Here is a 19,768-nt window from a genome sequence, read left to right on the forward strand (position 1 = left end):
CTCAGCCCTCGCCTCACACCGACCTGGGCCTGCGGCCCCGGCCGGCGTTCAGCTCGAACTTAACTCAGCCCTCGCCTCACACCGACCTGGGCCTGCGGCCCCGGCCGGCGTTCAGCTCGAACTTCTATTTGGCTACGTTAAATCGGAAGTGGCAGATCTCGCCGTCTCGCACGACGTAGTCCTTGCCCTCCAAGCGGAACTGGCCCTTTTCCCGCACGGCCGCCATGGAGCCCTCGGCGCCGACCAGCTCGTTATAGCCCACCACCTCGGCGCGGATGAAGCCGCGCGCGATGTCGGAGTGGATGGCCGCCGCCGCATCCTGCGCGCGGGTGCCCCGCGGCACCGACCACGCCCGCACCTCGTCATCGCCCACCGTGAAGAACGAGAGCAATCCCAGGAGCCCGTAGCAGTCGCGAAGCACGCGCTTGATGGCGGGCTCGCTGAGCCCGAGGTCGGCGAGGAAGGCCGCCTGCTCCTCCCCCGCGAGCTGCGCCACTTCCGCCTCGATCACCGCGGAGACCCAGCCGACGGCGGTGCCGGGCCGGGCCGCGACCTCCTGGAGTCCGAAGCTCTCGACCAGGTTCGGGCCGCGGTCGATTTCCTTCTCAGAGAGATTGAGACAGTGGAGGATGGGCTTCTGCGAGAGAAACGTGAAGCCTCGGATGACCCGGGCATCGTCATCGGGCAGGGGGAAGGCGCGGATCGGTGTCTCGGCCTCGAGGGCGGGCTTGATCTCGAGGAGGGTGGACTGCTCCTTGACGTCGGCATCCGTCCGCTTCTTCTTGATCGAGGCCTCCAGGCGCTCGAGCCGCCGCTCCACCACCTCGAGGTCGGCGAGGATCAGCTCCGTCTCGAGGTCGGCAATGTCACCCTTGGGATTGGACGCGGAGCCCGTGGCATCGGCGAAGGCCCGCACCACGTGCAGCAGCGCGTCGGCATTCCTGAACTCCTTGGCATCGAGACCTTCGCGCTCGCCCTTGCTGATGCCGGCGAGATCCACAACCTCGAACGTGGCGAACGTCGTCTTCTTCGGCTTGAAGAGCGCGGAGAGGCGATCGACGCGCTCGTCCGGCACCCTGGCCACACCGGCATGCATCTCGCCGCGCGAGGCGCCAAAGGACGACGTGGCCACCGCCGAGCCCGTCAACAGGTTGAACAGCGAGGTCTTGCCGCTCTTGGGAAGGCCGACGAGCCCGATCTTCATCGAGGCCTCATGCTACCATAGCCGCTCTCGTGCCCGTACACCGCCCCCTCGATGTCAAAGGCGCCATCCTGGCGCTCGTCCTCGCCGTACTCTGGGGCGCCAATCCCGTGGCCATCAAGCTCGGTCTCGCCGACGTCGCTCCGGTCCGCATGGCCTTCTTCCGCTTCGCCGTCAGCGCCATCGTCATCTTCGGCTACGCGGTCGTCACGGGGCGCCGCGATGTTCTCCTGATTCCCAGGGGACAGGGCAAGCCGATCTGGTCTCTCGGCCTCCTCTGCGTCGTGCAGATCGCGCTCATGAACGTGGGCATCGACCGCACCACCGCCGCTCACGCCGTCATCATGGTGAACTCCTACGCGGTCCACACGGTCGTCTTCGCCCACTTCCTCCTTCCCGGCGATCGGCTCACCGGGCGCAAGCTCGTGGGTGTGCTGATCGCCTACAGCGGCGTGGTCATCCTCTTCGCTCCCGGTTTCACGGGCACGGGAGGGGCGCTCGTGGGAGATCTGATCATCGCGGTGAGCGCGCTCGTGCTGGCCGAACGCACCGTCTTTATCGCGAAGACCGTCCAGAGGGTGGACCCGGTGCGCCTCATGATGTACCAGTCGATCATCGGCGCCGCGGGACTCTTCCTCATGAGCCTGGTGTGGGATGTGGATCGGCCCACGCGCTGGACGGCCGGCCTCCTCCTGTCCATCCTCTACCAGGGAGCGCTCATCGGGGGATTCAACTTCGTCTTGAACGCGAAGCTCTTGCGGATCTACCAGCCCAGCGCGATGGCTACGGTGGCCCTGTCGACGCCCATCTGGGGCGTGCTGATTGCCGCAGCCATCGGCCGCGAGGGTCTGGCCCCCGAGCTCGTGCTCGCCTCCGCCATGGTGGCCGCCGGCATCGGCCTCACGACCCGGCGCTAGCGAGAACGGGCGGGCACGGAAGGTCACCGGCGGGAGAGCTCGTCTCCCTTCACAATTCTTTACACGCGACACACGCCCTCTTCACGCCGGGACGGCATACCTCGAGAACAAGAGGAAGGGGTGACCCGTCCAAGCTCCACGGGTCGAGAGGGTGACTCGATGAATCTGGGCCTGGCGGACAGGAGGACCACGGTCATGAAGAAGGTCATCGGTCTCGCGCTCATTGGCGTTCTGTCGCTCGGCCTTGTCGCCCCCGCCTTCGCAGACGGCGGGCGCGGCGGCTGGCATGGCCGCGGCGGCCACGGTTGGCGTGGGGGCGGCGGCCACGGTTGGCATGGAGGCGGCGGCCACGGTTGGCGTGGCGGCGGCGCCCACGGCTGGTGGGGCCCCGGCGCGGTGATCGGCGGTCTCCTCATCGGCTCGGCCATCGTCGCGGCCTCGGTCCCGCGAGTCGTGTACCCTGCTCCGGTCTATCCGGAGCCCGTCTACGTGGCGCCTCTGCCGACCTATTACCCGCAGACCCAGGTGTATGCCGCGCCGGTGCGGCGGGACGTCTGCTACCCGACCGGCTGCTATCGCTTGTACGGCGACGGCGTGACCGTCGCCTACCAGTGGGTGTGGGAGCCCAGTCCCGCGGCCCCCGTCCCACCGGCGCCGCCGGCACCGCCTTACCGCTGAGCGAGGTCCTGAAGACGGCACCGGAGCTCTGACGCTTCGAACGCACCAGAGCTCCGGCGCCAGGTCTCTCCTCTTCCTCAACTCTCTTCGATCGCTCGGGTGAGGCCAAGCCCGGACCTGACTTTCGGTCTTCCTGCCCTCCGCGGGGTATCATCGCCCCATGCGGCGCCTGTGGGCGGTCCTGCTCGTCCTCGCCTGCGCGCCCACTCTTCTCGCCCAGTCTCACGCCCAGCCGTCCGAATCGTCACGAGCGCTCGAGGCCCTGGCCGTGCCCATCTATCAGCAGCTCGCGGCGCTCAAGGGCATGAGCGCGCCGGGCAACCCGCCCCCCGTGCTCCTCCGCTCCCGCGAGGACAATCGCCGATTCATGGAGCAAGAGATGAACCGGCGCTACTCCCCCGCGCGCATCGAGGCCGAGCGCAAGACGCTGGTCGCCTGGGGACTGATCCCGGCGGACTATGATCTGCGCACGCTCTTCCTCGATCTCATGCAGGAGCAGATCTCCGCGTACTACGACCCCCGCGCGAAGGTCATGGTGGTGGGCGACTGGCTCCCCCCCGAGCAGCAGCGGGCCGCCCTCATCCACGAGCTCGTGCATGCCCTCCAGGATCGTGAGATCGCCCTCGAGGGCTTCATCTCGCCTGACCCGGGGCGGGGCGATCAGCTTCTCGCTCGTCAGGCGCTGATCGAGGGCGAGGCGGTGGCGCTGACCATCGATTTCCTCCTCAAGGCCCAGAACATGGACATCACGATGCTGCCTGATCTATCCAATACCCAGGGTCTCATCGCCACCAGTGCGGGCGGGCCCATGATCGCCAAGGCGCCCAAGTTCCTCCGCGACCTCTTGCTCTTCCCGTATCTCGAGGGCGTCGGCTTCGCGTACCAGCTTCGCAAGACCCACCCCTGGTCGGCCATGAGCGCCCTCTACCGCGATCCGCCCCGCTCCACCGCGCAGATCATGGACCCGGCCAAACGCATCGGCTCGCTCCGCGAGGACCCGGTGGCCGTCAACCTCCCGGACCTCGCCGGGCTGCTTCCGGGCGGGACGCTCGTGTCCGAGGACGAGGTAGGCGAATTCGGGCTGGGCGCGGTGATCGCGCTCCATCTGGGCGAGATCGAGGGGCGACGCGCCGCCGTGGGCTGGCGCGGAGATCGATTCCAGGTCTGGGAGGACGCGGGCGGGCACTTTCTCATCGCCTGCCTGGTCGTGATGCGCGATGAGCAGATGGCGGCCACCCTGGCCGGCCACCTGCGCGATTTCGTCGCCCGGCGGCACCCAGGGCTCGCGGCCAAGATGCGGGCCGGAGGCGGAGGCGCCACGACGTGGAGCGAAGGCGGCCGCGCCTCGCTGGTCGACCGTCGGGGCAGCAAGGTGCTGCTGCTCGAGCAGGTGCCCGCGGCCACCGTCGAGCGCGTGCGCGACACCATCTGGCGCTCCCGCACCGCGGGTCCCCGGCGGTAGAATACCCTCATGCCGAGCCAGCCCTCCAGGCAGCTCGAGGTCGTAGCGAATCCGCACCCGGACCGCGACTACGAGGTCGCGCTCGAGATCCCGGAGTTCACGTGCCTCTGCCCCATGACGGGACAGCCCGACTTCGCCACCATCCGCATCCGGTACGTGCCGGACCTGCACCTCGTCGAGCTCAAGAGCATCAAGCTCTACATCTGGTCCTACCGGAACGAGGGCGCCTTCCACGAGGACGTGACCAACCGCATCCTCAATGACTTCGTGGCGGCGGCGAACCCGCGGTGGATCGAAGTGGTGGGCGGCTTCGGCGTGCGCGGCGGGATCAAGACGGTCGTTCGCGTGGCGCACGGCAAGCGGCCGGAGATCTGAGCGGGGGCGGCCATGAGCACGGTCCCCATGAAGACCGTGCGCCGGCCCTTCCTCACCGCGCGCTGGTCCAATCTCGCCATCCTCACCTGGGAGGTGGCGCCCGCCCTCCTCGAGCCTCACCTGCCCGCGGGTCTCGAGCTCGATCGGCGCGACGGCGCGGTGTTCGCCAGTCTCGTGGCCTTCGACTTCCTCGACACCCGGGTTCTCGGTGTCCCCTGGCCGGGCTTCACGAGATTCCCGGAGGTGAACCTTCGCTTCTACGTCCGGCGGGGGGAGCGTCGCGGCGTCGTCTTCATCCGCGAGTTCGTGCCGCAGGCCGTCGTGGCCTGGGTGGCCCGCGCCTTCTACAACGAGCCGTACCTCGTGGCCCCCATCGAGAGCGGCGTGGGCGAGGAGCCTCCGGGGATCGTGACGGTACGCCGGCTTCGCTGGCGCGGGCGGGCTCAGAGCATCGAGGTCACGGGCGGTAAGCCCGCCTTCCGGCCCCCCGAGGACAGCGTCGAGCATTTCTTCAAGGAGCACGAGTGGGGCTTCGGCCGGGACCGGCGCGGCCGCACCGTGGCCTACCGGGTGCGCCATCCCGTCTGGGATGTCTACCCGGTGCGCGCGTGGACCATCGACTTCGATGCGGAAACGGTGTACGGACCGGGCTGGGGCTTGCTGTCCAGCGAGAAGCCCGCCTCCGTCATCCTGGCCGCCGGCTCGGCAGTGTCGGTCTACTCCGCCGAGCGCCTCTAGTTCTTCTTCTCGGAGTCGGTGGCCTCGATGGTCACCGTGTCGCCCACCAGCACGAAGGTGACCTGGCCGTTCTTGGCCTTGTAGGTCCACTTCTCGATGGGCCCGAGCTTGCTGATATCGTCCGGCTTGCCCAGGGCCTTCTCCAGCGCGGCGCGCGTCTTGACATCCTTCGCCTTGAGGACGATGTCTTCCTTGGTCGAAGGTCCACAGCCGGCCAGGACAAAGGCGAGAAGGAGGCAGGAGCCGAGGGCGATCATGCGTCTGGTCATGCCGTCACCTCCAACAGTTGAGTTAAATTACCTACCGTCCGAGTAATTCAAAATCCCCATGCACTCACCAGGAACTGTTCCGCTTCGAGCGCCGGCTTCGCCGGCGCAAGCTGTTCTTGGGGGGAGGTGTCGGAAGGGGGGCGGAGCCCCCCTCCGAGCTACCTAGGCCGCCAGCGACAATAACACGACGCCCGCCAGCATGACGATGGCCCCGGGGACGATCTCGCGCACCTTCTGCTTCTCCCCGAAGATCAGGGCCCCGATGCCGAGGGCGAAGAGGATCTCCACCTGCTTCACGGCCTCGACGTAGGAGGACAGGGTCAGCAGATACGCGTGGCCCTGGGTCACCGTGGTCAGGGCGGCGAAGAGACCGAACGACACGAAGGCCATCCAGTGGCGCGGTACGGCCACGAAATACCTCCGTGACGTCACGAGCACGACGGGGGTGACGAGGAGGCTGGCCGCGAGGTAACCGCCCAGCGTGCCCATGTAGGGATCGGAGAGCTGCATCGCCCACTTGATGGTGATGACGGACGGGGCGAAGAAGAGCGGAGCGAGGAGCGTGTAGCGCAATCCACGATCCGTGAAGAGCACGGCGAGGGGCGCCCACCACGAGATGTGCGCCCGCTGCACGTTCAGGAGATACACCCCGCTCACGCTGACGAGGATGCCCGCCACCCCGATAAAATTCGGCTCTTCCTTGAGGGTGACGTAGCCAAGCCCCACCAGGATGAGCAGGCTGATCTTCCAGAGCGCGGTCACCATCGAGATCGGGGAGAGCTTGAGCGCCTTCGACAGGGCCATGGTCGAGATGATCTGGCAGACAGCGAAGAGGAGGCAGGCCCAGACGAATCCCGGCTCGATCTGCGGAGGACCGTGCCACAGGACGAACAGCGCGGCGAAGGGCAGCAAGAAGGTGAAGCGACCCCAGACCGTCATGTACTCGTCCAGCTCGTGGCCCAGCCGCTTCATCACCGTGTTCCGGAGCACCTGGCAGAGCGCGGCCGTCAGCGCCAGGGCCTCCCACATGCGGCCGAGTCTACACGAGCACTCCGGGATACTTCGAGGGATTCGTCGGGAATCCTGGGAAGAGCGGCGCGGAAGCGGGAATCCCCAGGTGGCGGCTCGCCACTTCGGCGAAGAGATTTCGGAAATCCGTCGTCACCGCGAGATCTCGTCCCTCGTACAGCTGCTCCGGAGCCAGTCCCGGCCAGCGCCCATAGGCGCGGCCCCCTTTGATGGCGCCGCCCAGTACCAGCATGGCCGTAGCATGGCCGTGGTCGGTGCCGCGATTGCCATTCTCACGCACGGTGCGCCCGAACTCGGACATGGTCAGGATCACCACGTCGGCCATCCGATCCCCGAGATCACGATAGAGCGCGGCCAGGCCGTCCGAGAATTCCGTGAGGCGGTTTGCCAGCTGTCCCCGCTCGTTGCCCTGCGCGGCATGGGTGTCCCAGCCACCCATGTCGGCGAAGGCGACCTGGAGCCCGACGTCGGCCTTGATGAGCTGGGCGATCTGCTTGAGGTTGTCGCCGAACTTTCCCCGGGGATACTGGGCGCCGTTCTCGGGCTGGAAGCGCTCGAGCTTGGCCGCCTTGAGCATCTTGACGGCCTCAAAGGTTTCGCGGCCGGTGCCGTGCAGGATGTCCTTGACGCCCTTCTCGTAGAGGGACTCGAAGCCGGCGCGCGCATTGAGCCCGCTCCCCCCGCCCCCCATGCCCTGCTTCACATCGAAATCGCCCGCGCTGCCCATGGCGATGGCGCCGATATCGCCCCGAAGCGTCCGGGGCATCTGTGAGCCCATGGCCACGGCACGGAATGGCGAGACACCCGCAGGGGGAGCGGCTTGCAGCCCCCGCGCCAGCCAGCCGTCCGGCGTGGTCTTCACCCCGGGCGTCCCCGACTCCATGTAGTCCTGCGCGTCGAAATGCGAGCGCGTGGTGTCCGGCGACCCGCAGGCGTGGACGAGGGCGAGGTGCCGGTCATCCCAGATCGGCTTGAGCGAGGCCATGGACGGATGGAGTCCGAAGAAGCCGTCGAGGTCGAGGCTGCCCTGGCCGCCACCCGGGCGCGCGATGACGATGCTCCCGCGTGAGCCGTAGTAGTTGGGATCGCCGTGGGGGACAACCATGCTCAGCCCGTCCACGGCGCCCCGCTGGAAAATCGCGATGAGGGTCTTGGGTCGGGTGGCCGCGTCCTGTGCGTGGGCCGTGCGGACGAGAAATCGCGGCATGGCACCCAGACCGAGCAGGGCCATCGCCCCGCCTTTCATGAACGCGCGTCGGGTGCAGGGGCAGTCCATGGGCCCTATCTCCGCTGGAATTCCGGCGAGCCCAGGACGAGGGCCGCGAGCTTGTCGACATCAGTATTCGCGGCTGGCCGGCCCCCCGCCGCCTTCCGGTCGTCGGGGGTGGCGCGGATGATCTCCGGGTTGTCGAGCTGAGCGGCGAGCACGGTGCGCGTTTCCGGCCTCACCTGTCCCTGGAGCAGCGAGGCGAGGAGGGCGTCCAGAACCTGCTGGGGCTTGTGGCGGTCGGCGGTGCCGAGGGCGCGGCCGAGATCCACCTGAACGCCCGGAATGCGGTTCTGCGCGAGGGCGAGGGCGAAGTTGAGCCGGTTCAGCAGCGCGCCCGTATTGACCCAGGCCTCCGCCACGTCCGGATAGCCCGTGGGCGGCTGCTGCTGATACAGGGGCTCGCCCAGCTTGGCCACCTGCATGGCCAGCGCGAGACCGCCGCCCACCTGCTGGCTGCCCGGCTCGCCCGGCGGGGCGATCTCGCCGCCCGCGGCCCGGACCGCGCTCGCCACGAGCTCGATCGGCTTCTTGATCTTGGCGCCGTAGGCGCCCGCCGAGAAGAACTCCGGCGACGAGACGATGGTGGCCACGACCTTGCGGATGTCGCCGTCGGTATCGCGGAAGGTCTGGGCGGCCCGCTCGACGAGGGCGGGCGGCGGCTCGTCACTCACGAAGCGCCGGACGAGCTTGGTCGCGATGAACCGGGCCGTCGCGGGATGCCGCGAAAGAATGTCGATGACGCGGATGCCGTCCTGCTCGCCGCCGAAGGCGGGCAGGACATGGCCGAGCACCTTCTTGGCGCCCTGGTCATGCGCGGCGGTCTGGAACAGGAAGGTGCCCTTCTCGCGCGGCCGCTCGATGGACCAGCCGGTGAAGGCCCGGGCCACCTCGAGCACGTCCTCCTGCGTGTAGCCGCCGTCCACCCCGAGAGTGTGGAGCTCCATGATCTCGCGCGCGTAGTTCTCGTTCAGGCCCATCTTGCGGCCCTTGTTCGGGCCAAAGACCACCACGAGGTCGGGGCGGGTCGACATCCAGTTGTCGAGATAGAAGAGCATGGCGGGGTGACGGGCCGTGGCGAGCAGGAGGTCGCGGAACTTGCCGAGCGCGTAGGGGCGGATGGCCGTGCGCTCGTAGTCGGCCACCATCCACTTCACCGCGCCCTTGCGGACGTCGACGTTGAAGTGGTTGAACCAGAAGTCCGTCATGACCTCCTCGAGCTGTCGCTCCGACATCACGGCGCGCGTGAGCTTGGCGGCCTGCAACTCGGCCGGAATGCGGAAGGGGCGTCTCTCCGGCGGCGCCATCTGCCGCATCTCCTGCTGCGTCATCTCCCCGGACTGGACCTTGGCCAGGAGCTTCGGATCGGGCTCCGGGTAGGCCAGGACGAGCTCGGGCACGCTTCTCGTCAGGGTCGGGAATGCCTGGAGGGCGGCCTCGACGCGCTCGTCCGGGATCCGCGACGGCTCGAGCTGGCGCTCTATCCACTTCGCGAGCCCCATCTGCCGCACGCGCTCCACGTCGCCCGCCCGTGGACCATAGCCGAGCCGGTTCAGCACGTGCACGATCCGTTGCTCTTCGGTGAGGGTGGTCGCGGGGAGCGCGACGCGCACTGCCGGAGGAGGCTCGGGGGGGGCCGCGGGCACCGCCGCTTGCTTGTGCAGAGGCGCGTTCGAGCAGGCGGACCCGGCCAGGACCGCGAGGGCAACGAGGGGCAGCCTGCCGATGCGTGCTCTCATGATGCCTCCTGTCCAGCTAGGACGGCGGGGTGTATCGCTTCGTTTACACCCCTTCAGGCACCCTATCAAAGATAGCCATAGGCCGACCAGCCCCCGTCAGCGGTCAGGATCTCCCCGGTGATGAAGGAAGCAGAGGATGACGCCAAAAACACCGCTACTTCGCCGATTTCCTCGGGCCTGCCGATGCGGCCCATGGGGGTCCGCCGAGCGAGCTTGTCCGGGTCGAGGATGCCCCGGGCCGCGAGGCTCTTGATGAAATCGGTCTCGACATACCCGGGGGCTATCGCATTGACCCGCACTCCGCGCGCGGCCCACTCGATGGCCATCACCCGGGTCATCATGTTGAGCCCGGCCTTGGACACGCAATAGGCCAGGCGCTCGGGGAAGGGCACCGAGCCGTTCATGCTGCTCACGTGGATGATGCATCCATCGCCGGCGGCCAGCATGTCTCCCACGATCTCCTGGGTGAGGACCAGACAGCACGTCAGGTTGAGATCCATCGTGTAGCGGTAGTCGGCCTCGGGCAGGCTCTCCGATGGCGCCACGCGGGGCTGGCCGGCATTGTTCACGAGGATGTCGATCCGACCGCCCAGGGCGGCGCGCGATTCCTTGGCCAGGCGCCTGACCTCGTCCGTGCGGGAGAGATCGGCCGCGATGGCAATGGCGCGCTCGCCCAGCTCGCGGGCCGTGCGCGCGCAATCCTCCGCGCTTCGCGAGTTCACGATCACGCGCGCCCCCTCGCGCGCATACGCGCGCGCGATGCCGAGCCCTATTCCCTTGGTCGAGCCCGTGATCAGGGCAGCCTTGCCTTCAAGTCTCCCCGGCATGAATTCAGAGTCAGCGCTTCACCGTCTGGAGAAATCCCAGGACGGCGCGGTTGAAGGCTTCCCAGCATTCGATGGTGAAGCCATGACCGCCGGAGATCAGCTTGAGCTGCGCCTTGGGAATGAGGCCCGCGAGCACGCGCGAGAAGGCCGGCAGTGTCAGGTTGTCGTCCCGGCCGACGAGCACCAGGGTCGGCACGCGGATCTTCTTGATGTCCTTGAGGCGGGAGCCGTTCCATTCGAGGATGCCCTGCCCCTGGCGTTGAATCGCCTCGGGCTTGGTCGGGAACGGGTACTCGAGCGCGCGCTTGACGGCGGCGTCCACCTGGCCCTGATCGGCGAGAAAGGCGGGCGTGTAGAGCCAGGGCATGAGGAGATAGCGGAAGCGCGACTCGGCAACGAGCTCGCCCCACAAGGCCATCCAGGATCGGACGATGTGCAGGAAGCGGCCATCGCCCTGCGCCCAGGTGCCGCACAGGCCGAGGCTTCGCACTCGCTGGGGGTGGCGGATGGCGAGCTCCACGGCGATGGTGCCGCCCATGGAGTGACCGACGACGTGAGCCCGCGGAATGCCCAGGTGCTCGAGCACGGCCGCGGCATCGTCGGCCATCTGGGAGGTGGGATACACAGGCGCCTCGGGCATGTCCGTCTCCCCCACCCCGCGATTGTCGAAGGTCACGACCTGGTAGTGGGGAGACAGCCCCTTGACCTGGAAGAGCCAGTTGGCCGCGGGGGCGGAGAGCCCGTTGATGAGCAGGATGGGATCGCCCTCCCCGGACGTTTCGTAGTGGAAGCGGATCCCGTTCAGCGTGGCGTAAGGCATACGTGGCAACCCTCTCGATCCGCTCTCCGCTCTGCGGAGGCGGAGCTACGGCCATGGGCGGCGTCAGATGACGACGGTGACCTTGATGGACTCGGGCGAGCGATGCGCGGCAAAGGCCTCCTGGATTCGATCGAGGGGGAAGCGGTGCGTGACGAGCCGGTCCACCTTGACCACGCCCGTGGACAGGAGTCGGACGGCCTCCGGGAACTCTTGCTGGTAGATCATGGACCCGATGATCGTGAGCTCGCGGCGCACGACGCCGAAGAAGCTCACCGTCGACGGCTCGTGAGGGAGCCCGGTGAGGACGAGCCGGCCCCCGGGATGCACGAGCTCGAGCGCCTGCTCGACGGCCGCCCCCGTACCGGCCGTCTCGATCAGCACATCCACCCCCTCGCGGCCAGAAAATCCCCGCGCGACCTCGGGAGCGCGGCCCGAGCTCGTGGTCGTGAACTCGTCGGCGCCCAGCTCACGCGCGAGACGCTCCCGCCGATCGGTGCGTCCGACCGCGAGCACCTTGAGCCCCCTGGACTTCAGCACCTGAATAGCGAGAAGCCCGAGCGCTCCCATCCCGAGCACGGCCGCCGTCTCCCCGCTCCGGGTCTCGCCCCGTCCCACCGCACGGACGACCACGGCCAGCGGCTCGGCCAGCAGGAGCTGATCGTCGCTGATCTCGGCCGGGGCGGGCCAGCAGCAGCGCGCGGGCAGCCGCGCCTGCCCCGCGAAGCCGCCGTCCACGTCGATGCCGATGGCGGTGCGCGAGAGGCAGAGATTCCTGTTGCCTTCGCGACAGAGCGCGCAGTGGCCGCAGGAGTAATTGGGCTCGACGGCGACCTTCTGCCCGGGCCGGATGTTGGTGACGTCGGGGCCGACGGCCACGATCTCGCCGATGAACTCGTGGCCCATGACGCGCGGATAGCCGACGGCACGATCGCCGTTCCAGATCCGATAGTCGGTGCCGCACAGGCCCGAGGCGAACACCCGCACCACGGCCTCGCCGGGACCGGGCGGCGGCAGGGCGCGCGGTTCGACACGCACGTCCCTGGGTCCGTGGAGGACGGCGGCTTGCATGGCGTTCATCCTAGCGGCTGTCCTCAGTCACGGCAAGTTCACGCCCGTCAACCCGCGGTGTGGCCGCCGTCGAGAAATATGGTCTGGCCGGTCATGTAGTCGGAGGCGGGCGAGGCGAGATAGATGACGAGCGGACCGATCTCCTCGACTCTCCCGGTCCGTCTGAGGGGTACGTCCCGGAGCAGTCTCTCGCGCACTTTGGAATCGGCAAACGCCTCGCTGTTCATATCGGTGACGAACCAGCCGGGCGCCACGGCATTGACCTGGATATTGAAGCGCGCCCACTCCACGGCCAGGGCTTTCGTGAGCGCGATGACTCCGCCCTTCGAGGCGGAGTAGGCGGCGTAGCCGGACAGTCCCGCCACTCCGAGGACGGAGGCGAGGTTGATGATCTTGCCCGACTTCTGAGCGATGAGCCGGGCCGCCGCCGCCCGACAGCCATTGAAAACGCCGACGAGGTTGACCTCGATGGTGCGCCGGAACTCCTCGGGCGCCATCTCGGCAAAGGGCCGGACGCCGGCGATGCCCGAGTTGTTGACGAGGATGTCGAGACGTCCGAGGCCCTGGGCCGCGCTTTCCACGAGAGCCTCGACCTGATCATAGGCCGTCACGTCGGTGGGCAGGATCAAGGCCTTCCGGCCGAGCCGCTCGACTCCGCGCGCGGTCTCGGCCAGCTCCGCCTCCGCGCGCGCGGCGAGGGCGACATCAGCGCCCGCCTCGGCGAGGGCGAGGGCCATGGCACGGCCGAGGCCGCGGCTCGCCCCCGTGACAATGGCCGCCTTGCCGTCGAGCCGGAGGGCCTCGAGGGCCATCCTATGCGTACAGGGAATCGAGGGCCGCCCGGTGCTTGTCGCTGATCACCTTCCGCTTGACCTTGAGGGTGGGCGTGAGCGCCCCGTTCTCCACGGTGAAATCTTCCGGGAGGACGAGAAACTTCTTGATCTTGGCGTAGGACTGCAGCTCGGAGTTCTTCTCATCGACCGTGCGCTGCACCCGCTCGAGGATCTTGGGATGCTTGACGAGCACGGCCGGCTCGGCGGCCAGGATGCCCTGGTCGCGCGCGAACTTCGTCAGCTCCTCGGCGTTGAGGGTGATCAGGGCCACGGGATAGGGGCGGCGGTCGCCGTGGACCATGGCCTGGCTGATGAAGGGGTCGGCCTTGAGCAGGTTCTCGATGTTCTGGGGCGCGATGTTCATGCCGCCCGCCGTGACGATGAGGTCCTTCTTGCGGTCCGTGATGAAGAGAAAGCCGTCCTCGTCGAAGCGGCCGATGTCGCCGGTGGCGAACCAGCCGTCGGGCAGAAAGACTTCGCGAGTCGCCTCGGCCTTCTTGAAGTACCCCTTGGCGATATTGCCGCCACGGCCGAGGATCTCGCCGTCCGGCGCGATCTTCACCTCGACGCCGGGCATGGGCTTGCCCACCGAGCCGAACTTGAAGGCGTCTTCGCGATTGTTGGTGAGGACGGGGCACGTCTCCGTGAGGCCGTAGCCCTCGAGGATGAGGATGCCCGCGGCGTGGAAGAACTCGGCGATGTCGCGAGAGAGGGGCGCCCCCCCCGAAACCGCGAAGCGCAGCCGGCCGCCCAGCGCCGCGTGCATCTTCGAGAACACCAGCTTGTGGGCGATGGCGTACTTCACGCCCAGCCCGGCCGGCACGGGTCGCCCGGCCTGCTTGAGGCGCGAGACCTCCTTGCCCACGCCGACGGCCCACCAGAAGATCTTGCGCTTGATGGGCGAGCCTCCGTCGGCCTTGGCGAGGGCGCCTGCGTAGACCTTCTCGAACATGCGCGGGACGCTGCAGATGAAGTGCGGGCGAGTCTCGGGCAGATTCTCGCGCAGCTTGTCGATGCTCTCCGCGAAGGCCGTGCACAGCCCGCGGTGAACGCCGATGAAGGACTCGAGCCGCGCGAAGGAATGCGCCAGGGGCAGGAAGAGAAGGTGCACATCGCCCTCCGCGATGCTGGTGGTGTGGGCCGCCGACTCGAGGGCGGAGATGTGGTTGCCGTGCGTCTGGACCACGCCCTTGGGCGGCCCCGTGGTGCCCGAGGTGTAGACGATGGTGGCGACGTCGTCGGGCGCCGTGTCCGCCACGCGAGCCGCGAGCTCGGCCTTCAGCGCTTCGCTCCGCTCCCGCCCCAGGCGCCGGAGGGCCTCCCAGGTGAAGAGACGCGGCGAGGGCTCCTTGCCCTCATAGCCCTGGATCACCACGATCTGCTCGAGTCCCGGCATGGCCACGTCGACCTCGAGCACCTTCGCGAGCTGGGTCGGGTCCTCGACGATGAGGGTCTTCACGCCCGCGTCATTGACGATGTACTGAATGAGGTCCGGCGGATACGTTGGGTATATCGGGATGGTGACGCAGCCCGCGGTGAAGATCGCGAAGTCGGCCTGCACCCACTCCGCCCGGCTGCCCGAGAGAATGCCCACCGCCTCGCCGCGGCGGCGCCCCAGAGCCACGAGCCCGGCGGAGATTTCCCGCACGATCTCCCCCACCTCGCGCCAGGTCAGCGTCTTCCACGCCCCACCATGCTTGAGCTGCTGGGCTGGCTTGTTTCCGCCCAGCTCGACTCGATTCCAGAACATGCGTGCCAGTGTCTGATCAGCCATGGCGTGTCCCCCTCACGACGGTGTGTGGGCCTCATTCCGGAGGTCTTTACGCAGGATTTTGCCGATCGGGCTCTTGGGCAATGACGGCACGATCCGGACTTCCTTCGGGCTCTTGTACCGGGCGAGCCGGCTCTGACAGAAGGCGATGATCTCCGCCGGCGCGGCCGTCTCTCCGGGCTTGATCACGACGAAGGCCAGGACTTCCTCGCCCATCAAGGGATCGGGCATCCCGACCACGGCGGCCTCGGCCACCTTGGAATGGGCGTAGAGCGCCTCCTCGACGTCGCGGGGATAGATATTGAAGCCGCCACGTATGATGAGGTCCTTCTTGCGCTCGACGATATAGAGAAAGCCGTCGGAGTCGAGGCGCCCCATGTCGCCCGTGTGCAGCCAGCCACCCCGCAGCGTCTCGGCCGTCTCCGCGGGATTCTTGTAGTAGCCGACCATGACATTCGGTCCCTGGACGCACACTTCTCCCACCTCGCCCACCGGCAGCATCCGGTCGGCCTCGTCATGGATGCTCACGCTGACTCCGGGAATGGGCTGGCCGACCGAACCGAGCTTTCGCGCGCCGGAGAGCCGATGAGCCGAGACCACGGGCGCGGCCTCCGTCAGCCCATAGCCCTCGAGGACTCTTCCGCCGAACTTGCGCTCGAAGGGCTCGACGATCTCCGCGGGCAGCGGGGCGGCTCCGGAGCCCCAGACGCGCATGGTCGACGTGTCGAACCGCCCGGCCTCGGGATAGTTCAGGAGGTAGATCAACATGGTGGGCACGGCCGACATGGACACCGCCCGGAACTCCTGGATGGTCGTGAGCACCTCCTCGGGATTGAACCATCGCAGCAACGCCGCGCGCGTGCCGAGGATGTGACCCGCATTCATGACCGTGAGGCCATAGGAGTGTGACAGGGGCAGCACGGCCACCGCCCACTCGGACCGGTCCAGCTCGTAGAGGCTGGCCGCCGCGCGCGCGTTCGACTCGAGGTTTCCGTGCGAGAGCGCGACGCCCTTGGGCACGCCCGTGGTGCCCGAGGTGTAGAGGATGACGGCCATCTCATCGGGCCGGCGGGGCACCGCCTCGAAGCGGTCGGCCTCGTCCGCGATCTCCTCGGCAAAGGAGCGCATCGTCCCCTGCCCGCCGCCGTCCACGAGCAGCACGTGCTGGAGACTCGCCAGCCTCCCCACCTGCTTCTCGACCTTCCAGACCATGTCCGAGGAGGTGATGACGACCTTGGCCTCCGAGTCGGCGAGTATGTGCGTGACCTCCTCCTCGCCGAGCAGGAAGATCACGGGCACGATGACGCCGCCCACGCGCAGGATGCCGCCATAGCTCTGGATGACCTCGGGGCAGTTGGGCAGCATGACCACCACGCGATCGCCGGGCTCCACCCCGAGACGTCGGAGGGCATGGGCCACGCGGCACCCCGCCCGGTGCTGGTCGACATTGGTCAGCCGTCGTCCCGCGAAGGCGAGCGCGTCGTATTCGCCGAAGCGCCTGATGTTCTCGTCGCCGAGGCGGGCCAGGGTCATGGGGTCTTGGGACAGAGCTCGCGGAGCGCCGCCAGGCGTGCCCCGGGCGTCGGATGGGTATCGAGCCAGTGGGACCACATGGGCGCCAGGCGCTCGAGGTCGAGTCGCTCGATGAGGGTCATCACCCTCGTGCAGCCACGCCCGGGGCTTCCCGGCAGCTTGTCCAGCAGCTCCACGGCATAGCGGTCGGCCGCGAGCTCTTCCTGCCGATCATAGGCTCGACGGCGGCCGAGCGCCTGGCCGTCGTCCGACTCGATCGGTGAGCCCTTGGCGGATCCTGTCGCTTCGACCTGTCGCCTCGCCTCGCGGCTTTTGACATGGCCGAGCTGCACGTGGCCAATCTCATGGGCAAGGGCCGTCCGGAGCTCGTCCAGATCGAGGCTTCGCAGAGCCCCCGTGGTCACCACCAGGCCGAACTTGCAGCGAGGGTGCGCGCCCACACCCAGATCGATGACCCGAAGCGTCTCGATGCCCAGCGCCACCGCGCAGCCGTCTTCAGGACCATGCCAGATCCCTGAGGCGGCCAGCAAAGGCGCCAGGGCATCACGGAGCTTGGTCTCCTCCGGGCCGCTGGGACTGCGGAGCTGAGGCTTTCGAGAGGAAGCGCACCCCACGAGCAATAGGCATAACGAGACGAGTACCAGCAATCTCATGAGCCTCTTTCTTTCAACTACTTAGGACGGCCCGATGCGGCCAGAACCGTATACCACGGGAGACATAACGCGACGCGATAAAAGTCTTGACTGCCATAACGCAGAGCGTTATTATCGTCCCGTGGAAGGGCCCCGCCGGGGTCCGATGCTGCGATGGCCGATCACGTGATGCAAGGAGGAGCTTGGTGATGACGACGACGATGCAGGGCAACGAATTGTTCGCTCACATGACGGGCCGGGCCGTGGAGGCCTTCTCGATGGTCGCCGAGGCCAATCAGAAGATCTTGCGCGACCTGGTGGATCTCTCCGCCAGCACCGCCAAGGAAGGCGTGCGGCTCTACGCCGAGCTGCAGTCCTCGGCCGTGGAGGCGCTCAAGGAGGGTCAGGACTATCTCCTGAGCCGCCAGAGCGAGATCCAGGATGCGCCGCGGGACCCCTTCACCTTTTACCAGAAGGGCGTGCTGCAGTCGGTCGAGGGCGCGCAGAAGGCCTTCAAGATCATCGAGTCGAACGCCCAGGCCATGACGCGCTCGGCGGAGCGGCTGCAGGCGACAGCGGAGCAGACGGGCAAGGAGATCCAGGCGACCTTCGCCCAGGTCACCGGCCGGGTGAAGTCGCTCTACTCGCCTCTGGCCTGAACGGCCACGGCAGCACTCGAAAGACGAAAGGCCGGGCTTGAAAGCCCGGCCTTTTTCTTATCCAGCCCTCGAGCTATTTGACTCAGCGCTCGAGCGTCTTGTCTCAGCCCTCGCCTCACGCCGCCCTGGCCCTGCGGCCCCGGCCGACGTTCAGCTCGAACGTCTTGTCTCAGCCCTCGCCTCACGCCGCCCTGGCCCTGCGGCCCCGGCCGACGTTCAGCTCGAACTACTTTTCTCGCCGCTTCTCGAGGCGGTCTTCGAGCGCCCTGAGCTGCTCGCGCAGTGAGGACACTTCCTGGCGCAGGGCCTCGGCATCCTGAGTCGGCTCGGCCTTCTTGTCGGCCTTGGTCTCGGCCGGCGGGGCCGGCAGCCACCCTGACCGCGCGGCCCAGTCGCGAAGGACGCGATCCGCCTCGCGCTGACTCGTCATGACTCCCTCGAGGCTCGACTTCAACGACTTCTGCACGAAGTCCTGCCAGGCCTCGCCGTGCTTGATGAGCTGGTGGAGAAATGCGGTGGGAAGGCCGGCGCGGTGGCTCCGCTCGTTTTCGAGAATGATCTGGGCGAGGGTGACCGAGGTCAGATCCTCACCGGTCGAGACATCCACGACGGAGATCTCCTTGCCGGCGCGGATCAGCTCCTCGAGCTCCTCGAGCGTGACGTAGCGGCTCTCCTGCGTATCGTAGAGCTTGCGGTTCGAGTACCGCTTGATGACATACGACATGCCTGAAGTCTAACACCCCGCGTCAAGCGCCTCAAGGCGCCGTCCCTCCCTCTGCTATACTCACGCTCCGAATCGACCCCCCGCGCAGCCACGAGAGTCAGGAGGCCACGCAATGCAGCTCAAGGGACGCACGGCACTGGTCACAGGCGCCTCCCGCGGCATCGGGCGCGCCATCGCCCTCTCCCTGGCCCAAGAGGGCGCGGACGTCGCCGTCAACTACGTGTCGAGCGAGGGCGCGGCCAAAGAAGTCGTCGAGCGCATCCACGCCATGGGCCGCAAGGCCATGCTCGCCCAGGCCGACGTGGCGGACTATCCCGACACGTACCGGATGGCGCAGGATGTGCTCAAGCAATTCGGACACGTCGACATCCTCATCAACAATGCCGGCATCAACTCCGACAAGACCTTCGTCAAGATGGATCACGCCTCCTGGCGGAAGGTGCTGGCCATCAACCTCGACGGTGTCTTCAACTGCACCAAGGTCTTCATCGATCAGATGCTGCAGCGGGGCTGGGGCCGCGTCGTCAACATCACCTCGGTCATCGGCCAGATCGGCAACTTCGGCCAGGCCAACTACGCCGCCTCCAAGGCGGGAGTGGCGGCCATGACGAAGTCGCTCGCCAAGGAGCTGGCCGCCAAGGGCATCACCATCAACGCGGTGGCCCCGGGCTTCATCGAGACCGAGATGGTGGCGGGCATTCCCGAGAAGGTGCAGCAGAGGCTGCTCGGCCAGATCCCCATGGGCCGCTTCGGCAAGGCGGACGAGGTCTCGCGGGCCTGCGTCTACCTCTGCTCGAGCGACGGGGACTACATCACGGGGGCGGAGCTCTCCATCAACGGCGGCCTGTTCATGTAGGGCAGTTCGAGCTGAGACGGGCCCGCTCTTCGAGCTGAGGTGCAGCGTCGCGAGCCCTACCTGAGGCTCGCGCCCTTCCTGCTGATGAGCGAGATAACATAAAACCCGTTCTCGGTCAGAGCCGGCCGTGGCTCAGGCTCTTGCCTTGGCACAGTGGTGTGGGAGGGGTGGCGCCGCGAGGCGTCCCCCTATCCCGATCAATGACCCGTTGCTGACATCAGCATCGACGCCGATTCACTTCACCTTCCGCAGGACTTCGAGGATCGGACCGCTGACGGACGTGTCGGTCGTTCCGACCGAATAGTTTTGCGAATGGTGGCTGTGGTCCTTGAAGACCATGTAGGTGGGGCAGCGACCGGCATCGCAGAGC

Annotated in this window: 20 protein-coding genes; 7 read left to right on the forward strand and 13 right to left on the reverse strand. The window is 67.5% G+C overall.

The window, feature by feature from the left end; all coding sequences use genetic code 11:
• Window positions 1-124: 124 nt before the first annotated feature.
• Complete coding sequence (locus VGT00_17280; GenBank protein HEV8533180.1) at window positions 125-1,204, reverse strand: DUF933 domain-containing protein; 1,080 nt, start codon at window positions 1,202-1,204, stop codon at window positions 125-127.
• A 29-nt stretch (window positions 1,205-1,233) separates the two neighbouring features.
• Between VGT00_17280 and VGT00_17285 the strand changes: the two genes are divergently transcribed.
• From VGT00_17285 to VGT00_17305, 5 genes are all read left to right on the forward strand, one after another.
• The gene (locus VGT00_17285; protein HEV8533181.1) at window positions 1,234-2,118 is read left to right on the forward strand and encodes a DMT family transporter; all 885 of its coding nucleotides are present in this window, start codon (window positions 1,234-1,236) and stop codon (window positions 2,116-2,118) included.
• 195 nt (window positions 2,119-2,313) lie between these two features.
• Complete coding sequence (locus tag VGT00_17290) at window positions 2,314-2,796, forward strand: hypothetical protein (GenBank protein ID HEV8533182.1); 483 nt, start codon at window positions 2,314-2,316, stop codon at window positions 2,794-2,796.
• A 160-nt stretch (window positions 2,797-2,956) separates the two neighbouring features.
• Window positions 2,957-4,258 (forward strand): ImmA/IrrE family metallo-endopeptidase, encoded by a 1,302-nt coding sequence (locus tag VGT00_17295; GenBank protein HEV8533183.1) that lies wholly within the window; start codon window positions 2,957-2,959, stop codon window positions 4,256-4,258.
• Between the two features lie 9 nt (window positions 4,259-4,267).
• Window positions 4,268-4,633: a preQ(1) synthase gene (gene queF, locus VGT00_17300; protein HEV8533184.1), complete on the forward strand. Its 366-nt coding sequence runs from the start codon at window positions 4,268-4,270 to the stop codon at window positions 4,631-4,633.
• Window positions 4,634-4,645: 12 nt separating this feature from the next.
• The gene (locus tag VGT00_17305; GenBank protein HEV8533185.1) at window positions 4,646-5,371 is read left to right on the forward strand and encodes a DUF2071 domain-containing protein; all 726 of its coding nucleotides are present in this window, start codon (window positions 4,646-4,648) and stop codon (window positions 5,369-5,371) included.
• On the opposite strand, the gene VGT00_17310 is transcribed toward VGT00_17305, so the two are convergent.
• The 11 genes from VGT00_17310 to VGT00_17360 all read right to left on the reverse strand — a co-directional run bounded on the left by VGT00_17310 (window position 5,368) and on the right by VGT00_17360 (window position 17,009).
• On the reverse strand, window positions 5,368-5,640 hold the full coding sequence (locus VGT00_17310; GenBank protein ID HEV8533186.1) for a hypothetical protein: 273 nt from the start codon (window positions 5,638-5,640) through the stop codon (window positions 5,368-5,370). The genes VGT00_17305 and VGT00_17310 overlap by 4 nt on opposite strands.
• A gap of 162 nt (window positions 5,641-5,802) precedes the next feature.
• Complete coding sequence (locus VGT00_17315; GenBank protein HEV8533187.1) at window positions 5,803-6,669, reverse strand: DMT family transporter; 867 nt, start codon at window positions 6,667-6,669, stop codon at window positions 5,803-5,805.
• 10 nt (window positions 6,670-6,679) lie between these two features.
• Complete coding sequence (locus tag VGT00_17320) at window positions 6,680-7,945, reverse strand: DUF1501 domain-containing protein (GenBank protein ID HEV8533188.1); 1,266 nt, start codon at window positions 7,943-7,945, stop codon at window positions 6,680-6,682.
• Between the two features lie 5 nt (window positions 7,946-7,950).
• On the reverse strand, window positions 7,951-9,675 hold the full coding sequence (locus VGT00_17325) for a DUF1800 domain-containing protein (GenBank protein HEV8533189.1): 1,725 nt from the start codon (window positions 9,673-9,675) through the stop codon (window positions 7,951-7,953).
• A 65-nt stretch (window positions 9,676-9,740) separates the two neighbouring features.
• The gene (locus VGT00_17330) at window positions 9,741-10,502 is read right to left on the reverse strand and encodes a glucose 1-dehydrogenase (GenBank protein ID HEV8533190.1); all 762 of its coding nucleotides are present in this window, start codon (window positions 10,500-10,502) and stop codon (window positions 9,741-9,743) included.
• Between the two features lie 10 nt (window positions 10,503-10,512).
• Window positions 10,513-11,322 (reverse strand): alpha/beta hydrolase, encoded by an 810-nt coding sequence (locus tag VGT00_17335; GenBank protein ID HEV8533191.1) that lies wholly within the window; start codon window positions 11,320-11,322, stop codon window positions 10,513-10,515.
• 63 nt (window positions 11,323-11,385) lie between these two features.
• Entirely contained in the window at window positions 11,386-12,390 is a 1,005-nt protein-coding gene (locus tag VGT00_17340; protein HEV8533192.1) for an alcohol dehydrogenase catalytic domain-containing protein, read from the reverse strand.
• 47 nt (window positions 12,391-12,437) lie between these two features.
• Window positions 12,438-13,202, reverse strand: a complete 765-nt coding sequence (locus VGT00_17345) for an SDR family NAD(P)-dependent oxidoreductase (GenBank protein ID HEV8533193.1) — start codon at window positions 13,200-13,202, stop codon at window positions 12,438-12,440.
• 1 nt (window position 13,203) lies between these two features.
• Window positions 13,204-14,997: a long-chain fatty acid--CoA ligase gene (locus tag VGT00_17350; GenBank protein HEV8533194.1), complete on the reverse strand. Its 1,794-nt coding sequence runs from the start codon at window positions 14,995-14,997 to the stop codon at window positions 13,204-13,206.
• 12 nt (window positions 14,998-15,009) lie between these two features.
• Window positions 15,010-16,527 (reverse strand): long-chain fatty acid--CoA ligase, encoded by a 1,518-nt coding sequence (locus tag VGT00_17355; protein ID HEV8533195.1) that lies wholly within the window; start codon window positions 16,525-16,527, stop codon window positions 15,010-15,012.
• Entirely contained in the window at window positions 16,524-17,009 is a 486-nt protein-coding gene (locus VGT00_17360) for a M48 family metalloprotease (GenBank protein ID HEV8533196.1), read from the reverse strand. The genes VGT00_17355 and VGT00_17360 overlap by 4 nt, the downstream gene beginning before the upstream one ends.
• 359 nt (window positions 17,010-17,368) lie before the next feature.
• Here VGT00_17360 and VGT00_17365 point away from each other — a divergent pair, with 359 nt between their 5' ends.
• Complete coding sequence (locus tag VGT00_17365) at window positions 17,369-17,818, forward strand: hypothetical protein (protein ID HEV8533197.1); 450 nt, start codon at window positions 17,369-17,371, stop codon at window positions 17,816-17,818.
• A gap of 226 nt (window positions 17,819-18,044) precedes the next feature.
• Here VGT00_17365 and VGT00_17370 read toward each other — a convergent pair whose 3' ends face one another.
• A complete protein-coding gene (locus tag VGT00_17370) occupies window positions 18,045-18,542 on the reverse strand; it encodes a polyhydroxyalkanoate synthesis regulator DNA-binding domain-containing protein (protein HEV8533198.1) in 498 nt (165 codons plus the stop codon).
• Between the two features lie 112 nt (window positions 18,543-18,654).
• Between VGT00_17370 and fabG the strand changes: the two genes are divergently transcribed.
• Window positions 18,655-19,398 (forward strand): 3-oxoacyl-[acyl-carrier-protein] reductase, encoded by a 744-nt coding sequence (fabG, locus tag VGT00_17375; protein ID HEV8533199.1) that lies wholly within the window; start codon window positions 18,655-18,657, stop codon window positions 19,396-19,398.
• Window positions 19,399-19,768 lie beyond the last annotated feature (370 nt).

This window comes from Candidatus Methylomirabilota bacterium (assembly GCA_036002485.1).
Lineage (GTDB): Bacteria > Methylomirabilota > Methylomirabilia > Rokubacteriales > CSP1-6 > AR37.